Raw genomic sequence first — 22,073 nt, forward strand, 5'->3', positions numbered from 1 at the left:
GTTTCCTGGTCTTCCACGGCTGCGCCCGTGGCCGCTTCCGTGCCCGCGGTGGTGGCGGTGGCGCCGTCGGCGCCTGCCGCGCGCGACACCCAGGCCGGCCTGGAACACGGGTCTGGCCGGCAGCAGAAAGCCTCGGCTCGCCCGGCGGTGGACACCGCACCCGGCGAGCCCGTGCGCAAGGCCGCCGACCTGGCCCTGCAGCGCCAGGCCGAGGTGGAATTGCGCGCCCAGGAGCTGGAGCGTGTGCGCCAGCGCCAGGAAGCGCAGCGTGAGACCGTGGAACAGCTGCGCCAGACCCTGCGTCAGGTGTGGGACGCGAGCGCGAGCGTGGTGGAACAGGCGCTGGCGCGCGAGGCCGAAGCGGCCCGTGCGCCGGATGCCGTGAACGCGGCCCGCGCGAAATCGCTCGACGTCTACGAAGGCCCGGCCGTGGCGCGCGACCCTGCGGGCAGCCACGTGAGCCAGAAGGTCTGAGCGAGCCCCGGCCCTCCCCGGCTCAGATGCGGTGACGCACACCGGCCGGTGCGTTCGCGAGGCGGGCCAACACCGCCGGCGCGATCTGGTTGAGCGGCAGCACCTCGTGCGCCGCGCCGTTCTGGATGGCCACGCGCGGCATGCCGAAGACCACGCAGCTCGCCTCGTCCTGCGCGTAGTTGTAGCTGCCGGCGTCCTTCATCTCGCGCATGGCGCTGGCGCCGTCGGCGCCCATGCCGGTGAGCATGATGCCGATGGCGTTGGGGCCGATCACCCGCGCCGCCGACTTGAACAGCACCTCCACCGAGGGTCGGTGGCGGTTCACGGGTTCGGTGTCCTCCACCACGGCCACGTAATTGGAGCCGCTGCGGTCGATGCGCAGGTGGCGCCCGCCGGGGGCGATGTAGGCGTGGCCGGGCAGGATGCGCTGGCCATCGCGCGCCTCGGCCACGCGGATCTTGCACAGCCCGTCGAGCCGCGTGGCGAAGCTGGTGGTGAAGCCCGGCGGCATGTGCTGGGTGATCACGATCGCGGGCGCGTCGGCCGGCATGGGCACCAGCACCTCGCGGATGGCCTCGGTGCCGCCGGTGGAGGCGCCGATGCAGATGATCTTCTCGGTCGACACGCGCGGCAGCGGTGCGGCGGGGCGCGCCGAGGCCGTGGCCTGGGCGTGGGCCGCGGACGCGGCCGCTGCCGCAGCGGGAGCCGCCAGGCGGCGCACCTGCGCCGCGGCAGCCACGCGGATCTTGTCCACGATGTCGCCGGCCAGCTCGTTCAGGCCCTGGCTCACGCCGATGCGCGGCTTGGCCACGAAGTCGATCGCCCCCATCTCCAGCGCGCGCAGCGTGATCTCCGCGCCCTGTTCGGTCAGCGTGGACACCATCACCACCGGCATGGGCCGCAGGCGCATCAGGCGCGAGAGGAACTCCAGCCCGTCCATGCGGGGCATTTCCACGTCCAGCGTGATGACGTCGGGGTTGAGCTCGCGGATCATCTCGCGCGCCACCAGCGGGTCGCTCGCGGCGCCCACGCACTGCATGTCGTGCTGGCGGTTGATGATCTCGGCGAGCAGGCTGCGCACCAGCGCCGAATCGTCCACCACCACTATGCGTGTCTTGGCCACGTCGTCCTCTCCTTAGAACAGGTCCACCGTGCCGCCGGCGTTCGCCTTGGCGACCACGGCCGCGCTGCCCTTGCGTTCCTGCGTTTCCAGTGTCTCGGGTTGCGTGTGCGCCAGGCGCTTGACCATGGCCTTGCCCGTCACCGGGAAGAAGCACACCTTGCGCGGGTGGATGTCGAGCACGTCCTTGGACACCACCGCGATGCGTTCGGTCTGCAGGTAGTCCAGCACGAACTTGGTGTTGCGCTCGCCCACGTTCATGGTGGTGAAGCTGCTCATCACCTGCCCGCCGCCGAACACCTTGGCCTGCATGGTCTCGCGCCGGGCGCCGAGCTTCATCATCTCGTTGATGAGCAATTCCATCGCGTACGAGCCGTAGCGCCCGCCCGAATCGCTGCCGCCTTCGGGCAGCATGAAATGGTTCATGCCGCCCACGCGGGCCTTGGGGTCCCAGATGCAGGCGGCGATGCACGAGCCCAGCACGGTCATGATCACCAGGTCCTCGGTGCTCACGTAGTACTCGCCAGGCAGCACCTTGACCGCGTCGCTGCGGAAGTGCGGTTCATGAAAGAAGAACGAGGCCTCGCCCGGTTTGGGCGTGCGCGCCTTGAGCTCGTCCACGCGCGAGACCACGCCGGCCGCCGGCGTCACGCGCGGCAGGCTCAGGCCCGACAGCGGCTTGAGCGGCGCCATCGGCGGGATGGGGGCCAGGCTAGAGGCGCTCATAGACCGTCTTGCCGCGCAGCGCGAACAGGTGGCGCGCGTCGCTGAAGTTCTCGGCGTGGCCCACGAACAGCGTGCCGCCGGGGCGCATCACGCGGTGGATGCGCTCGAGCACCGCCCGCTGCGTGGCCGCGTCGAAGTAGATCATCACGTTGCGGCAGAACACCACGTCGAAGGTCTCGCGCAGCGGCAGCTCGTGGATCAGGTTCACCGGCAGGAAGCTCATGTGCTTCTGCAGCTCGGGCTTGACACGCATCTGGCCCGCGTTGGCGCCCTTGCCGCGCAGGAAGAAGCGCTGCAGGCGCTCGGCCGACAGGCCCTTGCTGCCCTCGTGCTTGTAGACGCCGCGCTGCGCGGTGGCGAGCACCTTGGTGTCGATGTCGCTGTTGACGATTTCGTAGCGGCCGTTGCTGCCCAGCGACTCGGCGCAGGTCATGGCGATGGAGTAGGGCTCCTCGCCGGTGGAGGCGGCCGCGCACCAGATGCGCCAGTCGTGCGCCGGCTTCGCGCGCAACAACTGCGCCAGGGCGTCGAAGTGGTGCGACTCGCGGAAGAAGGCCGTGAGGTTGGTGGTGAGCGCGTTGATGAACTCCTGCCACTCGGGCCCGTCGTGGCCTTCCAGCCAGTCGATGTAGCCCTTGAAGCTGGTGTGCCCGGTCTCGCGCAGGCGGCGCGACACGCGGCTGTACACCATGGCGTGCTTGCCGTCGTGCAGGCTGATGCCGGCCTTCTTGTAGATCAGCGCCTTGATGCGCGTGAAGTCCGCGTCGGACCAGACGAACTCGCGGCCTTCGGCGACCGGCCCGTCCTCGGCCACGGCGAGCGCAGGGGCCGAACCGGGAAACACCGCGGAACCGGCTTTGCCGGGCCGCAGGTGTTGCCCCCCTGGGGGGGTGGCGCGCAGCGCCGCGGGGGGGTGCATGTTCAATGCCTTGAACGACGGACCAGTGCGGAGGTGTCCAGGATCAGCGCCACCTTGCCATCGCCCAGGATGGTGGCGCCCGACACATTGGGCACCTTGCGGTAGTTGCTCTCCAGGTTCTTGATCACCACCTGTTGCTGGCCCAGCAGCTCGTCGACCATCAGCGCCACGCGCTGGCCTTCGGCCTCGACCACCACCATGATGGGGCTCGCGGCGCTGTGCTCGAAGCGCGGCACCGAGAAGATCTGCTCCAGCTCGGCCACCGGCATGTATTCCTCGCGCACCTTCACCACGCGGGCGTTCTGGCCCATGGTGTTGATGTCGCTGGGCTTGATCTGGAAGGACTCGATCACGCTGGCCAGCGGCAGGATGTAGACCTCGTCGCTCACGCGCACCGACATGCCGTCCATGATGGCCAGGGTGAGCGGCAGGCGCACCGAGACGCGCATGCCGTAGCCTTCGGCCGAATCGATCTCGACCGTACCGCCCAGGGCGGTGATGTTCTTCTTCACCACATCCATGCCGACGCCGCGGCCGGACACGTCGGTCACCTGGTCGGCGGTGGAGAAGCCCGGCGCGAAGATGAGGTTCCAGACCTCGGGATCGCTCAGCGAATCGGGTGCGTCGATGCCTTTCTCGCGGGCCTTGCTCAGCAGCTTCTCGCGGGAGAGGCCTTTGCCGTCGTCGCGCACCTCGATGAGGATGCTGCCGCCCTGGTGCGTGGCCGACAGGGTGATGGTGCCGGTCTCGTTCTTGCCCTTGGCGCGGCGCTCGTCGGGCATCTCGATGCCGTGGTCGCAGCTGTTGCGGATCAGGTGCGTCAGCGGGTCGGTGATCTTCTCCACCAGGCCCTTGTCGAGTTCGGTGGACTCGCCCTGCGTGACCAGCTCGACCTTCTTGCCCAGCTTGGACGCCAGGTCGCGCAGCATGCGGGGGAAGCGGTTGAACACCACCGACATGGGGATCATGCGGATCGACATCACGGCTTCCTGCAGGTCGCGCGTGTTGCGGTCCAGGTCGGCCAGGCCGGCCAGCAGCGGGTTGTTGGCGTTGTTGTTGTCCAGTTCGCGGCTCTTCTGCGCGAGCATGGCCTGGGTGATGACGAGCTCGCCCACCAGGTTGATGAGCTGGTCGACCTTGCTCACCGACACGCGTAGCGTGCTCGATTCCAGGCCCGCGCCAGCGGCGGCGGGACCGGCCGCGCTGGCCCGGGCCTCGGCGGCGCGGGTGTCGCGCGCGGCGGCGGCCGTGGCCTGGGCGGAAGGGGCACCCGGCAGGCCCGGCGCGCCTTCGTAGAAGCCGTAGTCCTTGCCTTCGGTGGCCGGGGGCATGGGCACCTTGCCGTGCACCACGTCGCCGGCCGGGTGGATCTGGATCTGCTCCTTGCTCACATGGAAGGTGAACAGGTCCAGCAGTTCGTTGTCGCTGGCCGCGGTGCGCGCGCGGAACACGCGCTTGCCGGGCTGGTCGCAGGGCAGGGTGGTGACCGTGCCCAGCCCGGGAATGTCGCGGAACAGCTCGGCGATGCCGTCGGCCGTGGCGGGGTTGTCGATCGGGCCGATGTGGATGTCGATCTCGCGTTCGCCCTTGCCGGCGGGCGCAGCGGCGGGCGCGGCGGCCACCACCGGTGCGGGGGCGGCCACGGGCGCGGCCACCGGTGCCGGTGCGGGTGCCACGGCGGCGGGCGCTTCCTGGCCCTGGGCCAGTGCGTAGATGCGCGCCACCAGGTTGCCGGTGTCGGGGGCGCTGCCCACGCCCTGGTGGGCGCCCAGCTGACCGCGCAGGGCGTCGCTGGATTCGAGCAGCACGTCCACCATGGCGGTCGTGGGTTGCAATTCGTGGCGGCGCAGCTTGTCCAGCAGCGACTCGGCCTGGTGCGTGAGCTCGGCCACGTCGGCAAAGCCGAAGGTGGCCGCGCCGCCCTTGATGGAGTGGGCGCAGCGGAAGATGGCGTTGAGCTCCTCGTCCTGCGCGGCGTTCACGTCCAGCGCGAGCAGCATCTGCTCCATCTGGTCGAGGTTCTCGCCGGCCTCCTCGAAGAAGATCTGATAGAACTGGCTGAGATCGATGTCGTTGCCGAGGTGTTGACCCTCGTTCATCATGTCGCCCATTTCACTGCTCCTGGAGAGGTGGTCTTTTTTGGCCAGAGGCACCACGGAACCGGCTTTGCCGGGCCGTCGGTGCCGCCCCCTTGAGGGGGTCGCGCGAAGCGCGGCGGGGGTGTTTCATCGAATGACTTTGTTGATCACTTCGATGAGGCGGCCCGGATCGAAGGGCTTGACCAGCCAGCCGGTGGCGCCCGCGGCGCGCCCGGCCTGCTTCATGGCGTCGCTCGACTCCGTGGTCAGCACCAGGATCGGCGTGTTCTTGAATTTGGGGTGTTCGCGCAGCTTGCGCGTCAGGCCCAGGCCGTCCAGCTTGGGCATGTTCTGGTCGGTCAGCACCAGGTCGATGCTGTGGTGCTGCGCCTTGTCCCAGGCGTCCTGGCCGTCCACGGCTTCCACCACGTGAAAGCCGGCACCCGTGAGGGTGAAGGACACCATTTTTCGCATGGATGCCGAGTCGTCGACGGCAAGGATGGATCGCATGGGGTTACTCCGTTCTTCGGGTGTTATCGGCGGCTCGCGGGCGTTCTTAAAAGAGCTCCACCGAGCCCGCATCCATCTCGCTCTGGGTCACGGGGCTGGGGCGTTCGGGCATGGGGTCCAGATCCAGGGGCACCTCGTCCTCTTCGGGGGCGATGGCCTGTTCGGCCAGGCGCCAGGCGCAGCCCTTGAGCATGGCGCCGGTGTGCGCCAGCAACTGGGTGGCCATGTCGTGGAACTGCAGTTCGGTCACGGCCTGGTGCAGGCTGTGGCGGATGCGGGTGAGTTCCTCGCCCAGGGCCCCTTCCAGGGATTCCAGATCGCGGTTGGCGTTGCCGAAGCGCTCCAGCAGGTTGCCGGTGGCGTGGTCGAGCAGGCCCTCCAGGCGCTGCAGGTCGGTCATGGCGATCAGCAGCGAGTCCTGCAGATCGGCCACCAGCGCCACGGGCAGCGTGACCGAAGGTGGGGTCGGCGGCGATGCGTTGGTCTGCATGGGTGCGGAGGGAGGTCTTTACGGATACGGGGTATTACAATTTTCGGCAGCCGCCTCCTGGGGTATCGACCGAAAACGGCCTGAAATTCAGCCCTTTTGGCTTTCTCCAGCCACCTCCAGGCGCCCGTTCACCCCTTCGCCAGGCGACACAGAGCCCCCTTCCATGACCGGTACCGGTGAAGCGACAGCGAGCCACCCGCGTCCGGTGCGCATCCTGCACCTGGAAGATTCGCGGGTGGACCACGCGCTGGTGAAGTTCGCGCTGCAGCGCAGCCAGTTGCCCAACGAGATCACGCTCGTGGACACGCTGGAGGACTTCCGCCGCGAGCTGCAGAGCGGGCGCCACGAGATCGTGCTGGCCGACTACCACCTGCCCGGCTTCACCGGCCTGGACGCCTGGGACGCGGCCTGCAAGCTGGGCATCCAGATCCCTTTCGTCATCCTGTCCGGCGCCATCGGCGAAACCGCCGCCGTGGACGCCATGCACCGCGGCGTGAGCGACTACCTGCTCAAGGACAGCATGCACCGGCTGGCGCACGTGGTGCAGCGCGCGCTGGAGATCAGCGACGCGCGCCGGGCCAAGGCGCGCGCCGACGCCGAACTCGCCGAGTCGCGCCAGCGCCTGGCCGAGCTGGCCGAGCACCTGCAGACCAGCATCGAGCAGGAGCGCGCCGACATCGCGCGCGAGATCCACGACGACATCGGCGGCGCGCTGGCCGCGGTCAAGCTCGATCTGGCCTGGGTGGGTCGCCGCGCCAACGATTCCGAGATGCAGCGCCACGTGAACACCGCGCTGGACATGGTGCAGCACGCGCTGGGCGCGAGCCAGCGCATCATGATGAACCTGCGCCCGCCCATCCTCGACCAGGGCCTGGTGGCCGCGGTGGTGTGGCTGGCGCAGAACTTCGAGCGCCGCACCGGCCTGCGCGTGCACGTGCGCCGCACGGCCGAGCGCATCGAGGTGCCGCGCGACGTGCAGCTGGTGGCCTACCGCACCGCGCAGGAGGCCATGACCAACGTGTCCAAGCACGCGCAGGGGGCGAGCCACGTGGACATCGACCTCAACGACGGCGAGGGCGTGCTCACGCTCGAGGTGAGCGACAACGGCCCCGGCCTGGACGCCAGCGCGCTGCGCAAGGACAAGTCCTTCGGCCTGCTGGGCCTGCGCGAGCGCGCGGCCAAGGTCGGTGGCTGGCTGGACGTCAGCTCGTCAGCGCGTGGCACCTCGGTCATTCTCTCGGTACCGCTCCCCGGCGGCGACACACTGCCGCCACCCGTGGAGCACAAGGAAGCCCATGATCAAGGTGATTTTGTGTGACGACCACGCGGTGGTGAGGCGCGGCATCCGCGACACCATCAGCGAGGCGGTCGACATCCAGGTCGTCGGCGAAGCCGGCAGCTACCCCGAACTGCGCGACCTCATGCGCAAGACGCCCTGCGACGTGCTCGTGCTCGACCTCAACATGCCCGGGCGCGGCGGCCTGGAGGTGCTGGGCGCGCTGAAGGAAGAGGGCTCGCCGGTGAAGGTGCTCGTGGTCTCCATGTACCCCGAGGACCAGTACGCCATCCGCTGCCTGCGCGCGGGCGCGCGCGGCTACGTCAACAAGGCCGGCGACCCGGCCGAACTGGTGGGCGCCATCCGCGTGGTGCAGCAGGGCCGCAAGTACGTCACGCCCGAGGTGGCGCAGATGCTGGTGGACACGCTCAGCGCGCCCGAGACCGAGGAGCTGCACGCCAGCCTGTCCGAGCGCGAGCTGCAGACCCTGCAGAAGATCGCTTCGGGCCGCAAGCTCAGCGACATCGCCGAGGAGCTGATGCTCAGCCCCAAGACCGTGAGCGTGTACCGCGCGCGGGTGCTGGAGAAACTGCACCTGTCGAACAACGCGGAATTGACGGTGTACGCGATCAGGAACGGGCTGGTCTGAACTGGCGTCAATCACCAAGGGCGGCGAGGTCCAGCGACGCCGCCTGTTCGATGGCGCGCAGCATCCTGAGCCCTTCCTTGAGACGCCGCGTCCAGCCGCCGCCGCGGCTGCGCAAGTTGTCAGCAGCCTCTCGCAGCGCATCAGGGTCGTTGGCCGTCAGGTACTCGATCAGACTCGCGGCCTGAATGAGGTCCTTGCGCACCTTGTCCCTGTAGTCGGCGGTTCGTTCAGCGGCGACCAAGAGCTTGTGCAGGCCGTACTTCTCCGGCCGCGGCAGGTTCACCACGATGGGGCCGGCAGTGCCCAGGACCACGGACTGGAACGGGTCCTCCAGCGAGAACTCCATGAAGCGCAAGGGTTGAAGCCGGAGGTTCAGGGAGTCGTTGTGGACCGCTTCTTCGCCCGATCGACCCATCGTCGTAAGGAAGTCGATCTGGAAGTCGGGTTCATCGGCCTTCTGGTACGTGCTGAGCGACTTCAAGGGCACGAAGCCCATGCTCAAAGACTCAATGGCGGAGGCCACGTCCACGCGAACATCGCTGGCGATGGCCGTGGACAGGCGGTGGTCGTGTGCGAAGTCGAGATCGGTGGTGCTGTCGGCCGTCTCCCAGCGGATGCCGAAGTGGTTCTGATAGGCCGCGTAAGCATGCGTGCCGACCAGCACGCCGCCCACACGAAAGAAGGAGGCGTCCGCCAGCTTGGTGATGACTCGCGAGTGAGCGGGCGTCAAGGCCGGGCAACCCAGGTCGATCGCCGCGCGTGTCAGACGCCTTGCGTGGTCCAGCCCCTCCCGGTTGGGTGAATTCACGTGCGCGTCGCGCAGGCGCCTGGTGGCATCGTCGTCGCGGCCGACGTAGACCTGCCGCTGCTTGCCGGACAGGTCCGAGTACTGGAAATACCAGTAGGGCTCGCCTTTGACCGTTTTGGTGACGAAATTGCCTGGCAGCATGCCGGCATCGCGCCTGGCCTCGAGGGAGCGGATCGCCGTGGCCGCATTCGAGTACGCGGCCTGAGCGGCGCCTGGAAGATCGCGATAAAGCATGGCCATCCGGTTATCCTTAATCTAGAAAAAGTAATGATAACTGCGGCATGGTCCGATCGACGCATTGGCGAAGCATCGTGCGCATGCATACTGCGCGACCTGTCCACACAGGGAGTCCTCATGGTGTCCAACACCCCGTTCCGGGCGCATCGCCGCGCCGTGCTGCTCACGCTCGTCGTGTCTGCCGCGCTCGCCGCCTGCGGCAAGGACGACCCGCAGGCGAAGCTCGAAGCCGCCGTCAAGGCGCTGCAGGCCGCCATCGAGGCGCGCGACACCGGCGACGTGATGGACCTGCTCGACGAACACTTCCAGGGCAGTGGCAACCTCGACCGCGACGGCACGCGGCGGATGCTCACCGCCACGTTCCTGCGCTTTCAGAACATCAAGGTCATCGCCATGTCGAGCCAGGCGCGGGTCGATGCGCAGACCCCGACGCTCGGACGTGTCGAGGCCCAGGTGCTGGTGACGGGCGCCCAGGGCCTGATCCCCGAGCGCGCCGAGCCCTACACCGTGCGCATGGAGTGGCGCCTGGTGGGCGGCGACTGGAAGCTCGGCGACCTGCGCTGGGAGGAGTGAGTTGGCGAGAACGCCGCGTGGCCGCTGGGCGTTCAGGCGGGCTGCGGCAGGCGGAAGGTGTCGACCAGGGCGCTGAGGCGCGCGGCCTGCTGGCGCAGGCTGTCCGCGGCCGCGGCCGATTCCTCCACCAGCGCCGCGTTCTGCTGCGTCATCTGGTCCATCTGGCTCACGGCCTCGTTGATCTGGCCGATGCCCCGCGACTGCTCGTCGAAGGTGGTGTCGAGCGCCGCAATCATCTGTGCCACCTGACCGGCCTGCGCGACGATCTCGCCCATGGTGGTGCCGGCGCGTTCCACCTGTCGCGCGCCGGCTTCCACCCGACCCTGGCTGTCGCCGATCAGTCGCTTGATGTCCTTGGCGGCGGTGGCCGCGCGTTGCGCGAGCGTGCGCACCTCGCCGGCCACGACCGCAAAGCCCCGGCCGTGCTCGCCGGCACGCGCGGCTTCCACCGCGGCATTGAGCGCCAGGATGTTGGTCTGGAACGCAATGCCGTCGATCACGCCGGTGATGTCGGCGATGCGGCGCGAGCTTTCGCTGATGGAACCCATGGTGGAGACCACCTCGGCGACGGCCTCGCCACCGCGGCTGGCGACCGAGCTGGCGGCCTGCGCCAAACCAGTGGCCGCGCGCGAGGTGTCGGCGCTGTGGCGCACGGCCGTGGCGATCTGCTCCATCGACGCCGCGGTCTCCTCGATGCTGGAGGCCTGCTCTTCGGTGCGGTTGGACAGATCCGCGCCGCCGGCGGCGATCTGGTTGGAGCCGCTGGCGATCGAGTCGCTGCTCTCGCGCACCTCGCTCACGATGCGCGCCAGGTTGTCGTTCATGCCGCGCAGCGCCGTCAGCAAATCGGCCATCTCGTCCCTGCCGTGCACCTCGAAGCGCGAGGTGAGATCACCCGCGGCCACGGTGCGCGCCACGCGCAGCGCCTGCGCAATGGGCCGCGTGATCGAGCGCGTGAGCACGAAGGCGACGGCCACGGCCAGCAGCACCGCGATCGCCGCCAGCAGGCCCGACAACACCTTCGCGTCGTGGGCGGCTTCCAGTGCTTCGGCGCCGTAGGCTTCCATGCCGCCGGCCTGGGTCTCGGCGAAGGCCTCGATCGCGGCAAGGTAGCTGGTCTGCAGCGGCAGGATGTGCGTCAGCAGTTCGCTGCGCGCAGCGTCGGTCCGGCCGGCCTTGAGGTGCTCCATGAGCACGTCCTCGCGCTGGCGGAATGCATTCTGCTGCTCGATCAGAGTGTTCAGCGCGGCCCGGTCGCGCGCCTCATGCACACCGGCCCGCAGTTGTTCGATGGCCTTCGCCACCAGGGGTTTGGAGGCCTCCACCTTGGCCACCTCCGCTTGCACCACGTTGCGCTCGGTGGCGATCAGCGCGGTGCGCAGCGCGTTCAGTTGGCGGTTGGTTTCGTTTTCCACCTTCTGGGCCAAGGCCACATTGGCGTAGCGCTCGTGCAGGATCACCTCGATGTCGTGGGCGATGACGTTGAGCTTGGCGAACCCCACACCGGCGATGGTGGCCAGCAGAGCGATGATGAGCGCGAACCCGAGCGTCAGGCGGGCTCCTATGCGCAAATGGGCGATGGCTTTCATGTCGCTTTCCCGGAATCGCGGCGCGCACCCACCCTGGCAGGGCAGACGTGAACGGCCGGCAGCCAGAGAACTATCGACGCCCTTCGGTGGCTTCTGAAAGCCGTTCGCCGGGCTCGCGGTGCCTCACAAGCTTTCCCCGCAGGCGTGTGCGGGGATTCCCCCGGCGCTTCAGCGGTGTCCGCGCAGCGGCGCCGACCAGTCGCTGCGGTGCGTGGCGATGGCCAGCGTCAGGCCCATGAGCGCCAGGCTGAGGCCCACCACGGCGTACAGCGCCTGCGGCTGATCGCCCGCCAGGCGCAGCGCCAGCCAGCCCCCCAGCGCCACTACCACCAGCCGCGCCGCGCTGGCCACCAGCGGCCAGGTGAGCCGCCCCGCGCCCTGCGAGGCGAAGAACAGCGCCAGTCCCAGGCCGAAGAAGCCGTAGGCGCCGCCCACGATGCGCAGGTAGCTCGCACCCGCGGCCTGCACGGCCGCGTCCTGGGTGAACGCCGCCATCCACCACTGCGGCCACAGCGCGGCGAGCACACCGATCGCGCCGGTGATCGCCCACACCAGCGCGGCCCCGGTCCAGGCGATGCGTTTGGCGCGCGCCGTCTGTTGCGCGCCGAGGTTGGTGGCCACCATCGCCGTGAGCGCGCCGCCGATGCCGAAGGCGATGGGCACCAGGATGTACTCCAGCCGCGCGGCGATGCCGTAGCCCGCCACGGCCAGGCCGCCGAAGCCCGCCACGTAGGCCGTGGTCAGTGCGATCGAGCCGTTGCTCAGGACCGGGTTGATGGCCGAGGGCAGGGCGAGACGAAGGATGTCGCGCGTGTCGTCGCGCCGCAGCCGCCAGCCCGCGCCCAGCGGCCGGGCCGGCGCGCCCCGGCGCGATAGCCAGGCCAGCAAGGCGAGCGCCGACACCGCGCTGCAGGTGACGGTGCTGGCCGCCGCGCCGGCCACGCCCAGCGGCGGCAGCGGGCCCAGCCCGAACACCAGTTGCGGCGCCAGCAGCAGGTGCATCACCGTGGTGGCGATGAGCGCCAGCGCGGCCGCGCCCATCTGCCCGGTGCCGCGCGCCACGCCAGCCAGCACGTTGACTGTCCACACCGCCGAGGCGCCCGCGAACAGCACAGCCGCGTAGCGCGCCGCCTGCTCCAGCGCCGGGCCGCGCGCGCCCATGGCCGCGTACAGCATCGGTGACGCGGCGACCAGCGTGAACAGCAGCGAGGCGATCAGCCCCAGCACCAGGGCGTGCCAGGCCAGGCGTGCGGCGCGCGCGTCGTCGCCCGCGCCCGCCGCGCGCGCCACCATGGCCGTGGCACTGCCGCCCAGGCCCCCGGCCGACATGTGCAGCATCAGCATGGCCAGCGGCAGCACCACCGCCACGCCGGCCAGCGCGTCGGCGCCCAGGCGGCCCACGATGTAGCCGTCGAAGCCGATGACGATGGTGTTGGCGAACAGGCCCAGCACGTTGGGCGTGGCCAGGCGCATCAGCGTGGGCAGCACGGGGCCGTGCAGCATGCGCTGGCGGGTGTCCGCGGCGCGGGACGGCGCGCTGGCACTGAGGGCGGCGGAGGCGGTGGTGGTCATGGTCAGGCGGGCAGGTAGGCCGCGGTGGCGCTGGCGAGCGACTGCTTCACCTGGCGCGTCATGTCATCGGCCAGCACCTCGGCCTCACCCGCTTCCAGGCCGTCGAAGGCAGCGCGCACGATCGCCTCGGGCGTGGACTTGGGCGCCTCGATGCCCTGCGTGAGGTCGGTGTCCACGAAGCCCATGTGCAGCGCGGTCACCTGCGTGCCCTGTTCCAGCAGCTCGTGCCGCAGGCCGTTGGTGAGCGCCCAGGCCGCCGACTTGGTGGCGCCGTAGGTGCCCAGCAGCGGGCGGTTGATCCAGCTGACGACGGACAGCACGTTGAGCATGGCACCACCGCCATTGGCGGCCAGCACCGGCGCGAAGGCCTGCGCCATGCGCTGCATGCCGAAAACGTTGACGTCAAGCTGGCGCCGCATGGCCTCCAGGGCGTCCGGCACGAGGAAGCCGCCGAACTCGGCCACGCCCGCGTTGTTGATGAGCAGGGTCACGTCGCCGCAGTCGCGCGCGGCGCGCAGCACCTGCTCGGGCCGGGTCACGTCCAGCTCGATCGGGGTGACGCCGTCGAGCGTCACCTGCGCGGCCTGGCGGCTGGCGGCGTAGACGCGCTTCGCGCCGCGCGCCAGTGCTTCGCGCGCGAAGGCCAGGCCGATGCCGCGGTTGGCGCCGGTGATGAAAACGACGGCGTTTTCGATCTGCATGGAAGACTCCTGTTGAATATGATGGCCGTCATATTTGTGGCCGTTGAAGGAAGCGCGCCTTGGGGCGCGCGTGAAAGCGGGTCAGTGCCGGGTGTGGGTCGGCGCGTCGGGGGCGAACTGTTCCAGCAAGAAGCGCCGGCTGGCGGCCAGGTGGCGGCGGCCCTTGGTGTTGTCGCCCAGCGTGCGAGCGATCTGCAGTGCCCCGACCAGTTGCGAGGCGATCAGGCCCGCCGCTTCGCGGGGCTGTCCGGGCGCCAGGGTGGCGGCCACGGCGCGGGTGAGGCCTTCGATGCGGGCGGCGGCGGCTTCGCGCACGGCATCGGCCTGGCGCGGCATTTCGGAGGCCAGCGCGGCCACCGGGCAGCCGCTTTCGGGCGAACGCAGGTGGCGGTCGGCGAGGTAGTTGTCCACCAGGGCCTGGAAGCGGCTGTCGCCGCGCGCCTCACCGGCGTCCAGGGCGCGGCGCATCCGCGCCTGGCTGTCCTGCCCGGCGCGCTCCAGGGCCTCGGCCAACAGCGCCTCGCGCGAGGCGAAGTGCGCATAGAAGCCGCCGTGCGTGAGCCCCGCGCGCTTCATGATGTCGGCCACGCCCACGCCCTGGAAACCGCTGGCCCGCAACACGCCGGCGGCGGTGTCCAGGATGCGGTCGTGGGTGGCCTGCTTGCGGCTGGTGGGGGGGCTGTCCATGGCGGGTCGTTGAAGCTGAGGCGCGACTCTAGCCAAATATGATGACCATCATATGCGTGGGGGAATGGCGATCCCGCAAGGGGCCGCCAGGCTTCGACCGCGGGCTCAGCCCGTGAACAGCGCCGTCGCCAGCCGCAGCAGCGCGGCCACCGGCGTGTCCAGCATGGGCAGTGTGAAGGCGATGCCGATCAGGCCGGCCGACAGCGTGATCGGGAAGCCGATGGCGAAGGCGTTCATCTGCGGCGCGATGCGCGAGACGAAGCCCAGCACGATGTTGATGAACAGCAGCATGCCGATCAGCGGCAGCGCGATCCACAGGCCGTAGCGGAACACCACGGCGCCGAGCTCGTGCAGGCGCATGGTGTTCACCGCGTCGAGCGCGCCGCCGCCCACGGGGAAGGTGCCGAAGCTGGACACCACCGCCTGCAGCAGCATGAGGTGCCCCCCCATCACCACGAACAGCAGCATGGTGGTGTTGCCGAAGAAGCGGCCCACGGTGCTGCTCTGGCTGCCGGTGCTGGGGTCGAAGAAGCCCGCGAAGTTCAGGCCCATCTGCAGGCCGATGAGTTCGCCGGCGAGCTCCACCGCCGCGAACACGATGCGCACCGCCAGGCCGATGGCCAGACCGATGAGCACCTGCTGCACCACGGTTTCGATGGCGCGCGGGTCGGTGAGCGCCACCACTGGCTGCTCGGGCAGCGCGGCCTGGGCGCAGATGGCGATGAGGAAGGCCAGTGCCACGCGCGTGCGCACCGGCACCGAGCGCGACGAGAAGATGGGCGCGCTGCTGAAGACCGCCAGGATGCGCAGGAAGGGCCAGAACACCGGCGTGACCCAGGCCATGATCTGGGCCTCGGTGAAGGTGATCACGCGCGCGCTCCGGCCGCGGTCAGACCGCGTATTGCGGAATGGAGAGGATCGTGATGCGGATGAACTCGACCATGGTGGTGAGCATCCACGGCCCTGCGATGGCGAACACCGCGATGGCGGCGATCAGCTTGGGCACGAAGGACAGGGTCTGTTCGTGGATCTGCGTGATGGCCTGGAACAGGCTGATCACCAGGCCCACGCCGAGCACCGTGGCCAGCACCGGTGCAGCCACGGCCAGCAACAGGAAGAGGGCGTTCTGACCGAGCGTGAGGGCGGCTTGCGGTTCCATGGTGTCGTACCTATTGCGCGAAGGACGCGGCGAGCGAGCCGATGAGGATGTTCCAGCCGTCCGCGAGCACGAACAGCATGAGCTTGAACGGCAGGGCCACCAGCACGGGCGACAGCATCATCATCCCCAGCGACATGAGCACACTGGCCACCACCATGTCGATGACCAGGAAGGGGATGAAGATCATGAAGCCGATCTGGAAGGCGGTCTTCAGTTCGCTGGTGACGAAGGCCGGCACCAGCACGCGAAAGGGCGCGTTCTCGGCGGTCACGTCGTCGGGCAGGCGGGCCAGGTTGGCGAAGAGTTCGAAGTCGGACTGGCGCGTCTGCTTGAGCATGAAGGCGCGCATGGGTTGCTCGCCGCGCTGCAGCGCCTGTTCGAAGCCGATCTCGTTGCGCGAATACGGGCCGTAGGCGTTGCTGTAGACCTGATCGAGCGTGGGGCCCATGACGAACAGCGTGAGGAACAGCGAGAGGCCCACGATCACCTGGTTGGGTGGGGCCGACTGCGTGCCCAGGGCCTGGCGCAGCAGCGAGAGCACGATGACGATGCGGGTGAAACCCGTCATCAGCAGCAGCACCGCCGGCAGGAAGGACAGCGCGGTGAAGAACAGCAGGGTCTGGATCGGCACCGAGTAGCTGGCGCCGCCCGCGCCCTGGCCCACCACCAGGGGCAGGGAAGGGCCTTGCGGCGTGGGCACGGGCGCGTTCTGCGCCCAGGCGCCGATCGACAGCAGCATCAGCGCCAGCAGCAGCGCGAGCGCGCGCAGCCAGACCAGGCGGGGGAGTTCAGCGCGGCGCATCGCCGGGGCCTTTGACGAGATGTTGCGCGAGGCGCGCGGCAAAACCGCCGGCGAACGGGGCCGGGGCCGCGGGCGGCGTCGCGGCTTCGGCCGGCAGCGCCGTCTCGTGCAGGGTGTTGATGCTGCCCGGTGCGACGCCGAGCACCAGGCAGGTGGCGTCTTCGCCGCGGCCGACCTGCAGCGTGACCACGCGCTGCTGCGGGCCGAGCGAGACGCTGCCCAGCACCTTGACGAAGGGGCCGCTCTGCCCGGGTACGCCCGGCAGGCCGGGCATGCGCCCGCGCGCCCACTTCAATGCCCAGGCGATGCCCACCATCAGGGCGAGCAGGACCAGCGCCGGCCAGGCGTTCTGCCACATGTCGGTGTTCCTTCAGGTCCGGCTAAGGCGTTTCATGCGCTCGGACGGCGTCACGATGTCCGTGAGGCGGATGCCGAACTTGTCGTTCACCACCACCACCTCGCCCTGCGCGATGAGGTAGCCGTTGACCAGCACGTCCATGGGCTCGCCGGCGAGTGCGTCGAGTTCCACGATGGAGCCTTGCGCGAGCTGCAGGTGATGTACTTGATGGGCACGCGCGTGCGACCGAGCTCCACCGAGAGCTGCACGGGGATGTCCAGCACCATCTGGATGTCCTGCGCGCCGCCGCTGGCGGTCTTGACGGGAATGTTGTCGGCCTCGAAGGCGGGGGCGCCTTCGTCCACGGTGGTGGCGGCCTGCTCTTCAAGCGCCTGCGCCCATTCGTCGGCGATGGCGTCCTGGTTCGGTTCGTTGGTTTCGGTAGACATGGTTTTCTCCTGAACGCCGGTCACAGGTCGGGGGACGACCCGAGCCAGTTCATGTCGCTGCCCCGCAGGCTGCGCTCGACGCGCAGCGCGTACTTGCCCTTGTGCGTGCCGTACTGGCACTCGAAGACGGGCACGCCGTCGACGTGTGTGGTGATGGTGGGCAGCCGGTCGAGTTCGATGAAGTCGCCCACCTGCATGGCCAGCAGCTGCTCCACCGTGGCCTCGGTCTTGGCCAGTTCGGCCACCATGGTCACCTCGGCGGCCTGGATCTCGTGGCTGAGCAGCTTGACCCAGCGGCGATCGACCTCGATGGCGTCGCCCTGCACGCTGGAGTACAGCACGTCGCGAATGGGCTCCAGCGTGGCGTAGGGGATGCAGATGTGCAGCGAGCCGGTGATGTCGCCGATCTCCAGCGTGAAGCTGGTGGAGACGACGATCTCGCTCGGCGTGGCGATGGTGGCGAACTGCGGCTGCATCTCCGAGCGCTGGTAGGCCAGCTCGATCGGGTAGACGCCGCGCCAGGCCTTCTTGTATTCCTCGGCCACCACCTCCACCAGGCGGTTGATGACGCGCTGCTCGGTGGGCGAGAAGTCACGGCCCTCGATGCGGGTGTGGAACTTGCCCGTGCCGCCGAAGAGGCTGTCGATGACACCGAACAGCAGCGTGGGTTCGCACACCACCAGGCCGTTGCCGCGCAGGGGGCGCACGGCCATGATGTTGAAGTTGGTGGGCACCACCAGCTCGCGCAGGAAGGCGCTGTATTTCTGCACCTGCACCCCGCCCACCGAGATCTCGGGGCTGCGGCGGATGAAGTTGAACAGGCCGATGCGCAGGTTGCGCGAGAAGCGCTCGTTGACTATCTCCATCGTGGGCATGCGCCCACGAACGATGCGTTCCTGGCTGGAGAGGTTGTAGTTGCGGATGCCGCCTTCGGGCACCTCTTCCTTGGCGAGCTTCTGGCTCTCGCCGGTCACGCCCTCCAGCAGGGCATCGACTTCGTCCTGTGACAGAAACGATTCGGACATGGCGTCGTGGCTCCGCGCTTACTGCACGATGAAGCTGGAGAACAGCACGGCCTGCACGGGGCTGGCCGGGCCGCGCTTTTTCTTGCCTTCGTCCTCGGCCTTGGGCGGGGCGTAGCCCATCACCTCGGAGACGGCGCCGATGATGTCGGCGCTGAGCTTGCCCTTGCCCTCGGCGCTGAGCACGTCCTCGGCGCTGCGTTTGGACAGGATCACCAGGATCTGGCTGCGGATGCTGGGCATGAAGGCCTTGACGGCGTCGCCGGTGGCGGCGTCCTGCAGTTGCAGGGTCAGGCCGATCTGGATGTAGCGGTTGCCGCCGGGGTCGGCCAGGTTGACCACCATGTTGTCCAGCGGCAGGAAGGTGGGGGCGGACTTCGGGTCGACGGGTTTGACGGCGGCGACTTCCTCCTCGTCGTGCTCGTCGTCCTCGGCGGTGTTTTTCTTCAGGATGAACAGCGCGCCGGCGGCGCCCGCGATGGCGAGCACCACCACGCCGATCAGGATGAACAGCAGCTTCTTGCCCTTCTTCTTGGGGGCGGCTTCGGCGACCGGTTGGGCGGCAGCGGTGGCGGCGGCGGACATGGCACTCCTTCGTCGGTTGCCGCGGGCTCAAAGGCGCGCGGCTTGAGAAGGATTGTGGGAGGGGCCCCCCCTCGCCGTTCGTTCGATAAGCGCGGAAAAACCGGTTCTTTCCCGCGCCCTGGGGCCTCAGACGAAGAGGTCCAGGCCCCGGTCGCTGGCGCCGGGCGAGGCCGCCCGCGCGGCCGGCGTGTCCCCGGCCTCGGCGCCGGCGCGCTCGCCGCGGTGCGCGCTGGCCTGTGCGCCCTGGCCGTCGCGGCGGAGTTCGCCCTGGCCCTGGCCCTGCTCGCCCACGGAGACCTGGCCCAGCGTCAGGCCGCCCTGCTGCAGGCGCTCGCCCAGCGCGGCCTGGGCCTGCTCACGCAGCGCCTCGCGCGCGGCGGCGTCGTCGGTGCGGATGTCCAGTTGCACCTCGTCGCCACGCAGCGCGAGCNNAGGCTGGCGTGGCGCATGGCGCCCGCGCCCCAGTGCTGCACCTCCACCGCCTCGGCGTCGGCCGGGGCGGCGTAGGGGTCTTGCGCGGTGTTCGTGTCGGTGCCGCTGTCGCTGTGCGCGCCACCGCCGTCGGCCGAGGACTCGCCGCCCAGGCCGCTGTCGGCCGTGGTGCCCGTCAGGCCCGCGGCCGCCTCACCGAGGGCGCGCGCGCCGCTGGTGGGCGAGGCGCCGGGCAGGGCCAGGTCGTCGGCATCGGCCGCTCCCGGCGCGCCGGCCGCGAAGGCCGCCACCCTGCCGGTGGGCGTGGCGGCCTGGAAGCGCGCGTCCAGCGCGACGGTGCTGCGCACCGGCCAGGCGTTGGAGGCGTTGTCGGCAGGCGAGGCCGCGCGGCTCCAGCGCGTGGCGGGGGCTTCGCCCGAACCGGTGGGCGTGCCCGTGGGGTTGGAGGTGAAAGGGGTGGCGGCCGGCGACAGCGGGGTGCGGGCGGCCGGCTGCCAGGGCGCGGCGACCTGTCGGCCCGCTGTGGCGCCGGTCGAGGCCGGCAGGCCGTCGGCGGGCGTGGCGCCCAGGCGGTCGGCGCGCGTGTCCAGGCCCCGCGTCTCGCCGGCCAGTGAGCCTTCGCCGGTGAGCGGCGCCGGCTCCAGGCCCTGCGATGCCGTCCAGGCCATCAGCGCGGCCAGGGGGTTGTCGGACGCCGGGGTGTCCTCGGTCAGCGGATCCTCGCCCGGCAGGCCGGTGCCGGCCAGCTCGCCGCCCTGCGGGTCCAATGGCAGCGCGTCGGGCGACAGCAGGGCCAGCAGGCTGGAGAACAGGTCCGCCGGTTGCTGGCCGTGGCCCGTGCGTGAGGCGTTCGCCGGCTGACCGTGCGCGGCCTGGGTGGCGGGCGGGTGGGCGTTGCTGGGTGCGGTGGTGGTCATGCGGGGATCAGGCCTGGAAGCTCTGGAACGTGCTGTCGGACTCGGCGCGGCGGCGGTGGGCGTTCTGCGCCATTTCGTCGGTCTGTTTCTGCTCGCGGCGCATCAGGCGCTGCTGGATGGCGTCCTGCTGGCGCGCGACGTACTGGCGCAGCGTGGCGAGTTCGCGTTCGGTCTCGTGCACCTGGCCCTGGGCCTGGTCGATCTGGCGCTGCTTCTGCGCGAGCACACCGGTCTGGAAGTCGATCGCGTGGTCGATCTTGGCCATGAACTGGCGGTGGTGCATGAGCCAGGCCGCGTCCACACCGCTGGCGCAGCGCGTCTGCCAGCGCTGCTGGGCCTCGTTGGCGTAGGCGGTGAGCTGGTCCATCTGCTCCTGCGCGGCCTGCAGCTCGCGGCGCACCGCCGACAGCGCGGCCAGCGCTTCGTCGCGCTTGCGCTCGGCCAGCTCGATGAGCTTGTCCATCGTCTCGAGACCACTGGCGGTCATTGGCTGCCCTCATAGGGGTTGTGGTGCGGGCGGGCGCCGCGTGGGGCATTGCCCGCCGCCGGCTTGTCTTCCTGCAAGGCGGTCTGCAGACCGCGCACGCTCTCGGCCATGGGCGCGGCCTCGCGCATGTCCTGCATCAGGAAGCGCTGCAGCCCGGGGTAGAGCACGATGGCGCGGTCCGTCTCCGGGTCGCTCCCGGCCACGTAGGCGCCGAGCTGGATCAGGTCGCGGCTCTTCTGGTAGCGCGAGTAGTTCGCGCGGAACTTGCGCGCCAGGTCCAGGTGGTTGTGCGGCGCCACGTTGTGCATCACGCGCGAGGCCGAGGCCTCCACGTCGATGGCGGGGTAGTGGCCCGATTCGGCCAGCGCGCGCGACAGCACGATGTGGCCGTCCAGGATGGCGCGCGCCGCGTCGGCGATCGGGTCCTGCTGGTCGTCGCCTTCGGACAGCACGGTGTAGAAGGCGGTGATGGAGCCACGGCCGTTGAGACCATTGCCACTGCGCTCCACCAGCTGCGGCAGCTTGGCGAAGCACGATGGCGGGTAGCCCTTGGTGGCCGGTGGCTCACCGATGGCCAGCGCGATCTCGCGCTGCGCCATCGCGAAGCGCGTGAGCGAATCCATCAGCAGCAGCACGTGCAGGCCGTCGTCGCGGAAGCGCTCGGCGATGGCCGTGGCATAGCTGGCGCCCTGCATGCGCACCAGTGGCGGCGCGTCGGCCGGCGCGGCCACCACCACCGAGCGGCGGCGGCCTTCGGGGCCCAGGATGTCCTCGATGAATTCCTTCACCTCGCGGCCGCGCTCGCCGATCAGGCCGACCACGATCACGTCGGCCTTGGTGTAGCGGGCCATCATGCCCAGCAGCACGCTCTTGCCCACGCCGGAGCCGGCGAACAGGCCCAGGCGCTGGCCGCGGCCCACGGTGAGCAGGGCGTTGATGGCGCGCACACCGGTGTCCAGCGGTTCGCGCACCGGGTCGCGGTCCATGGCGTTGAGTGGCGCGCGCTCCAGCGGCGACACGCTCACCTCGCGCAGGGGGCCCTGGTGGTCCATGGGCTGGCCGTGCGCGTCCACCACGCGGCCCAGCAGGCCGGCGCCCATGGGCAGGCTCAGCACGCTGCGATCGTTGGGTGAGGGCGGTGGGTTGTCCTGGCCCAGGCGCGGCACGGTGCGGTAGGGCGGCAGTGGCGTCACGCTGGCGCCGCTGGCCAGGCCGTGCACGTCGCCGGCGGGCATGAGGAAGGCGCGGTCCTTGGAGAAGCCCACCACCTCGGCCAGCACCGGCTGCTTGTGGCCGTTGTCGATCAGGCACTGCGCGCCCACGGGCACGCGCAGGCCCACGGCCTCCAGCACCAGGCCGGCCAGCTTGGTGAGCGTGCCGCGCACCTCCAGCGGCGTGGGCGCCTGCGCGCTGGCGCGCAGGTCGTCCATGAAGTGGCCCCAGCGGCTGGGCGTCTCGTCAGACATGGAACACC

The 22,073-nt window shown here is 69.9% G+C and carries 24 protein-coding genes and 1 pseudogene; 4 read left to right on the forward strand and 21 right to left on the reverse strand.

Annotation, left to right across the window (positions count from 1 at the left end; translation table 11 throughout):
• Window positions 1–27: 27 nt before the first annotated feature.
• Window positions 28–474 (forward strand): hypothetical protein, encoded by a 447-nt coding sequence (locus tag GTO19_RS12955; protein ID WP_291021308.1) that lies wholly within the window; start codon window positions 28–30, stop codon window positions 472–474.
• A 22-nt stretch (window positions 475–496) separates the two neighbouring features.
• Here GTO19_RS12955 and GTO19_RS12960 read toward each other — a convergent pair whose 3' ends face one another.
• The 6 genes from GTO19_RS12960 to GTO19_RS12985 all read right to left on the reverse strand — a co-directional run bounded on the left by GTO19_RS12960 (window position 497) and on the right by GTO19_RS12985 (window position 6,317).
• Window positions 497–1,597 carry a chemotaxis response regulator protein-glutamate methylesterase gene (locus GTO19_RS12960; protein ID WP_291021309.1) on the reverse strand — a complete coding sequence of 367 codons (1,101 nt, stop codon included), beginning with the start codon at window positions 1,595–1,597 and terminating at the stop codon, window positions 497–499.
• Window positions 1,598–1,609: 12 nt separating this feature from the next.
• Entirely contained in the window at window positions 1,610–2,320 is a 711-nt protein-coding gene (gene cheD, locus GTO19_RS12965; protein ID WP_291021310.1) for a chemoreceptor glutamine deamidase CheD, read from the reverse strand.
• Window positions 2,307–3,239, reverse strand: coding sequence for a CheR family methyltransferase (locus GTO19_RS12970; RefSeq protein ID WP_291021311.1), 933 nt, complete (start codon window positions 3,237–3,239; stop codon window positions 2,307–2,309). Before GTO19_RS12970 ends, cheD begins: the two co-directional genes overlap by 14 nt.
• Before the next feature lie 2 nt (window positions 3,240–3,241).
• Window positions 3,242–5,350, reverse strand: coding sequence for a chemotaxis protein CheW (locus GTO19_RS12975; RefSeq protein ID WP_291021312.1), 2,109 nt, complete (start codon window positions 5,348–5,350; stop codon window positions 3,242–3,244).
• A gap of 114 nt (window positions 5,351–5,464) precedes the next feature.
• The gene (locus GTO19_RS12980; protein ID WP_291021313.1) at window positions 5,465–5,827 is read right to left on the reverse strand and encodes a response regulator; all 363 of its coding nucleotides are present in this window, start codon (window positions 5,825–5,827) and stop codon (window positions 5,465–5,467) included.
• 46 nt (window positions 5,828–5,873) lie between these two features.
• Entirely contained in the window at window positions 5,874–6,317 is a 444-nt protein-coding gene (locus tag GTO19_RS12985; protein ID WP_291021314.1) for a hypothetical protein, read from the reverse strand.
• A gap of 163 nt (window positions 6,318–6,480) precedes the next feature.
• Between GTO19_RS12985 and GTO19_RS12990 the strand changes: the two genes are divergently transcribed.
• Together GTO19_RS12990 and GTO19_RS12995 are read left to right on the forward strand one after the other, a co-directional pair.
• Window positions 6,481–7,635 carry a histidine kinase gene (locus tag GTO19_RS12990; RefSeq protein ID WP_291021315.1) on the forward strand — a complete coding sequence of 385 codons (1,155 nt, stop codon included), beginning with the start codon at window positions 6,481–6,483 and terminating at the stop codon, window positions 7,633–7,635.
• Window positions 7,613–8,242, forward strand: a complete 630-nt coding sequence (locus GTO19_RS12995) for a response regulator transcription factor (RefSeq protein ID WP_009519658.1) — start codon at window positions 7,613–7,615, stop codon at window positions 8,240–8,242. Before GTO19_RS12990 ends, GTO19_RS12995 begins: the two co-directional genes overlap by 23 nt.
• 7 nt (window positions 8,243–8,249) lie before the next feature.
• On the opposite strand, the gene GTO19_RS13000 is transcribed toward GTO19_RS12995, so the two are convergent.
• Entirely contained in the window at window positions 8,250–9,290 is a 1,041-nt protein-coding gene (locus GTO19_RS13000) for a GSU2403 family nucleotidyltransferase fold protein (RefSeq protein WP_291021316.1), read from the reverse strand.
• Between the two features lie 114 nt (window positions 9,291–9,404).
• On the opposite strand from GTO19_RS13000, the gene GTO19_RS13005 reads away from it, so the two are divergent.
• A complete protein-coding gene (locus tag GTO19_RS13005; RefSeq protein ID WP_291021317.1) occupies window positions 9,405–9,860 on the forward strand; it encodes a hypothetical protein in 456 nt (151 codons plus the stop codon).
• Window positions 9,861–9,892: 32 nt separating this feature from the next.
• Here GTO19_RS13005 and GTO19_RS13010 read toward each other — a convergent pair whose 3' ends face one another.
• The 14 genes and pseudogenes from GTO19_RS13010 to fliI all read right to left on the reverse strand — a co-directional run bounded on the left by GTO19_RS13010 (window position 9,893) and on the right by fliI (window position 22,065).
• Window positions 9,893–11,449: a methyl-accepting chemotaxis protein gene (locus GTO19_RS13010; RefSeq protein WP_291021318.1), complete on the reverse strand. Its 1,557-nt coding sequence runs from the start codon at window positions 11,447–11,449 to the stop codon at window positions 9,893–9,895.
• Window positions 11,450–11,617: 168 nt separating this feature from the next.
• Entirely contained in the window at window positions 11,618–13,021 is a 1,404-nt protein-coding gene (locus GTO19_RS13015) for an MATE family efflux transporter (RefSeq protein ID WP_291021319.1), read from the reverse strand.
• Between the two features lie 2 nt (window positions 13,022–13,023).
• Window positions 13,024–13,722, reverse strand: a complete 699-nt coding sequence (locus GTO19_RS13020) for an SDR family oxidoreductase (RefSeq protein WP_291021320.1) — start codon at window positions 13,720–13,722, stop codon at window positions 13,024–13,026.
• A gap of 81 nt (window positions 13,723–13,803) precedes the next feature.
• Window positions 13,804–14,409, reverse strand: coding sequence for a TetR/AcrR family transcriptional regulator (locus GTO19_RS13025; protein WP_291021321.1), 606 nt, complete (start codon window positions 14,407–14,409; stop codon window positions 13,804–13,806).
• A 105-nt stretch (window positions 14,410–14,514) separates the two neighbouring features.
• Window positions 14,515–15,279, reverse strand: coding sequence for a flagellar biosynthetic protein FliR (gene fliR / locus GTO19_RS13030; RefSeq protein WP_291021322.1), 765 nt, complete (start codon window positions 15,277–15,279; stop codon window positions 14,515–14,517).
• 19 nt (window positions 15,280–15,298) lie between these two features.
• Complete coding sequence (gene fliQ / locus GTO19_RS13035; protein ID WP_291021323.1) at window positions 15,299–15,568, reverse strand: flagellar biosynthesis protein FliQ; 270 nt, start codon at window positions 15,566–15,568, stop codon at window positions 15,299–15,301.
• Window positions 15,569–15,578: 10 nt separating this feature from the next.
• Entirely contained in the window at window positions 15,579–16,307 is a 729-nt protein-coding gene (fliP, locus tag GTO19_RS13040; RefSeq protein WP_291021338.1) for a flagellar type III secretion system pore protein FliP, read from the reverse strand.
• Between the two features lie 49 nt (window positions 16,308–16,356).
• A complete protein-coding gene (locus GTO19_RS13045; protein ID WP_291021324.1) occupies window positions 16,357–16,728 on the reverse strand; it encodes a flagellar biosynthetic protein FliO in 372 nt (123 codons plus the stop codon).
• Window positions 16,729–16,740: 12 nt separating this feature from the next.
• Window positions 16,741–17,156: pseudogene (fliN, locus tag GTO19_RS13050) on the reverse strand (flagellar motor switch protein FliN).
• Between the two features lie 20 nt (window positions 17,157–17,176).
• Window positions 17,177–18,181, reverse strand: coding sequence for a flagellar motor switch protein FliM (gene fliM, locus GTO19_RS13055; RefSeq protein ID WP_291021325.1), 1,005 nt, complete (start codon window positions 18,179–18,181; stop codon window positions 17,177–17,179).
• A gap of 18 nt (window positions 18,182–18,199) precedes the next feature.
• Window positions 18,200–18,763 (reverse strand): flagellar basal body-associated FliL family protein, encoded by a 564-nt coding sequence (fliL, locus tag GTO19_RS13060; RefSeq protein WP_291021326.1) that lies wholly within the window; start codon window positions 18,761–18,763, stop codon window positions 18,200–18,202.
• Between the two features lie 126 nt (window positions 18,764–18,889).
• Window positions 18,890–19,171 carry a hypothetical protein gene (locus GTO19_RS13065; protein ID WP_291021327.1) on the reverse strand — a complete coding sequence of 94 codons (282 nt, stop codon included), beginning with the start codon at window positions 19,169–19,171 and terminating at the stop codon, window positions 18,890–18,892.
• Window positions 19,172–20,119: 948 nt separating this feature from the next.
• Window positions 20,120–20,599 (reverse strand): flagellar export protein FliJ, encoded by a 480-nt coding sequence (fliJ, locus tag GTO19_RS13070; protein ID WP_291021328.1) that lies wholly within the window; start codon window positions 20,597–20,599, stop codon window positions 20,120–20,122.
• The gene (fliI, locus tag GTO19_RS13075) at window positions 20,596–22,065 is read right to left on the reverse strand and encodes a flagellar protein export ATPase FliI (protein ID WP_291021329.1); all 1,470 of its coding nucleotides are present in this window, start codon (window positions 22,063–22,065) and stop codon (window positions 20,596–20,598) included. Before fliI ends, fliJ begins: the two co-directional genes overlap by 4 nt.
• Window positions 22,066–22,073 lie beyond the last annotated feature (8 nt).

The sequence above is a fragment of the Hydrogenophaga sp. genome (assembly GCF_011772445.1).
Lineage (GTDB): Bacteria > Pseudomonadota > Gammaproteobacteria > Burkholderiales > Burkholderiaceae_C > Hydrogenophaga.

Bases quoted from the DNA above. Each gene is read 5' to 3' on its own strand.
- cheD (WP_291021310.1), bottom strand. From the start codon at position 2,320: ATGAGCGCCTCTAGCCTGGCCCCCATCCCGCCGATGGCGCCGCTCAAG.
- GTO19_RS12970 (WP_291021311.1), bottom strand. From the start codon at position 3,239: ATGCACCCCCCCGCGGCGCTGCGCGCCACCCCCCCAGGGGGGCAACAC.
- GTO19_RS12975 (WP_291021312.1), bottom strand. From the start codon at position 5,350: ATGGGCGACATGATGAACGAGGGTCAACACCTCGGCAACGACATCGAT.
- GTO19_RS12980 (WP_291021313.1), bottom strand. From the start codon at position 5,827: ATGCGATCCATCCTTGCCGTCGACGACTCGGCATCCATGCGAAAAATG.
- GTO19_RS12985 (WP_291021314.1), bottom strand. From the start codon at position 6,317: ATGCAGACCAACGCATCGCCGCCGACCCCACCTTCGGTCACGCTGCCC.
- GTO19_RS12990 (WP_291021315.1), top strand. From the start codon at position 6,481: ATGACCGGTACCGGTGAAGCGACAGCGAGCCACCCGCGTCCGGTGCGC.
- GTO19_RS12995 (WP_009519658.1), top strand. From the start codon at position 7,613: ATGATCAAGGTGATTTTGTGTGACGACCACGCGGTGGTGAGGCGCGGC.
- GTO19_RS13000 (WP_291021316.1), bottom strand. From the start codon at position 9,290: ATGGCCATGCTTTATCGCGATCTTCCAGGCGCCGCTCAGGCCGCGTAC.
- GTO19_RS13005 (WP_291021317.1), top strand. From the start codon at position 9,405: ATGGTGTCCAACACCCCGTTCCGGGCGCATCGCCGCGCCGTGCTGCTC.
- GTO19_RS13010 (WP_291021318.1), bottom strand. From the start codon at position 11,449: ATGAAAGCCATCGCCCATTTGCGCATAGGAGCCCGCCTGACGCTCGGG.
- GTO19_RS13015 (WP_291021319.1), bottom strand. From the start codon at position 13,021: ATGACCACCACCGCCTCCGCCGCCCTCAGTGCCAGCGCGCCGTCCCGC.
- GTO19_RS13020 (WP_291021320.1), bottom strand. From the start codon at position 13,722: ATGCAGATCGAAAACGCCGTCGTTTTCATCACCGGCGCCAACCGCGGC.
- GTO19_RS13025 (WP_291021321.1), bottom strand. From the start codon at position 14,409: ATGGACAGCCCCCCCACCAGCCGCAAGCAGGCCACCCACGACCGCATC.
- fliQ (WP_291021323.1), bottom strand. From the start codon at position 15,568: ATGGAACCGCAAGCCGCCCTCACGCTCGGTCAGAACGCCCTCTTCCTG.
- fliP (WP_291021338.1), bottom strand. From the start codon at position 16,307: ATGCTGCTGTCGATCGGCGCCTGGGCGCAGAACGCGCCCGTGCCCACG.
- GTO19_RS13045 (WP_291021324.1), bottom strand. From the start codon at position 16,728: ATGTGGCAGAACGCCTGGCCGGCGCTGGTCCTGCTCGCCCTGATGGTG.
- fliM (WP_291021325.1), bottom strand. From the start codon at position 18,181: ATGTCCGAATCGTTTCTGTCACAGGACGAAGTCGATGCCCTGCTGGAG.
- fliL (WP_291021326.1), bottom strand. From the start codon at position 18,763: ATGTCCGCCGCCGCCACCGCTGCCGCCCAACCGGTCGCCGAAGCCGCC.
- fliJ (WP_291021328.1), bottom strand. From the start codon at position 20,599: ATGACCGCCAGTGGTCTCGAGACGATGGACAAGCTCATCGAGCTGGCC.
- fliI (WP_291021329.1), bottom strand. From the start codon at position 22,065: ATGTCTGACGAGACGCCCAGCCGCTGGGGCCACTTCATGGACGACCTG.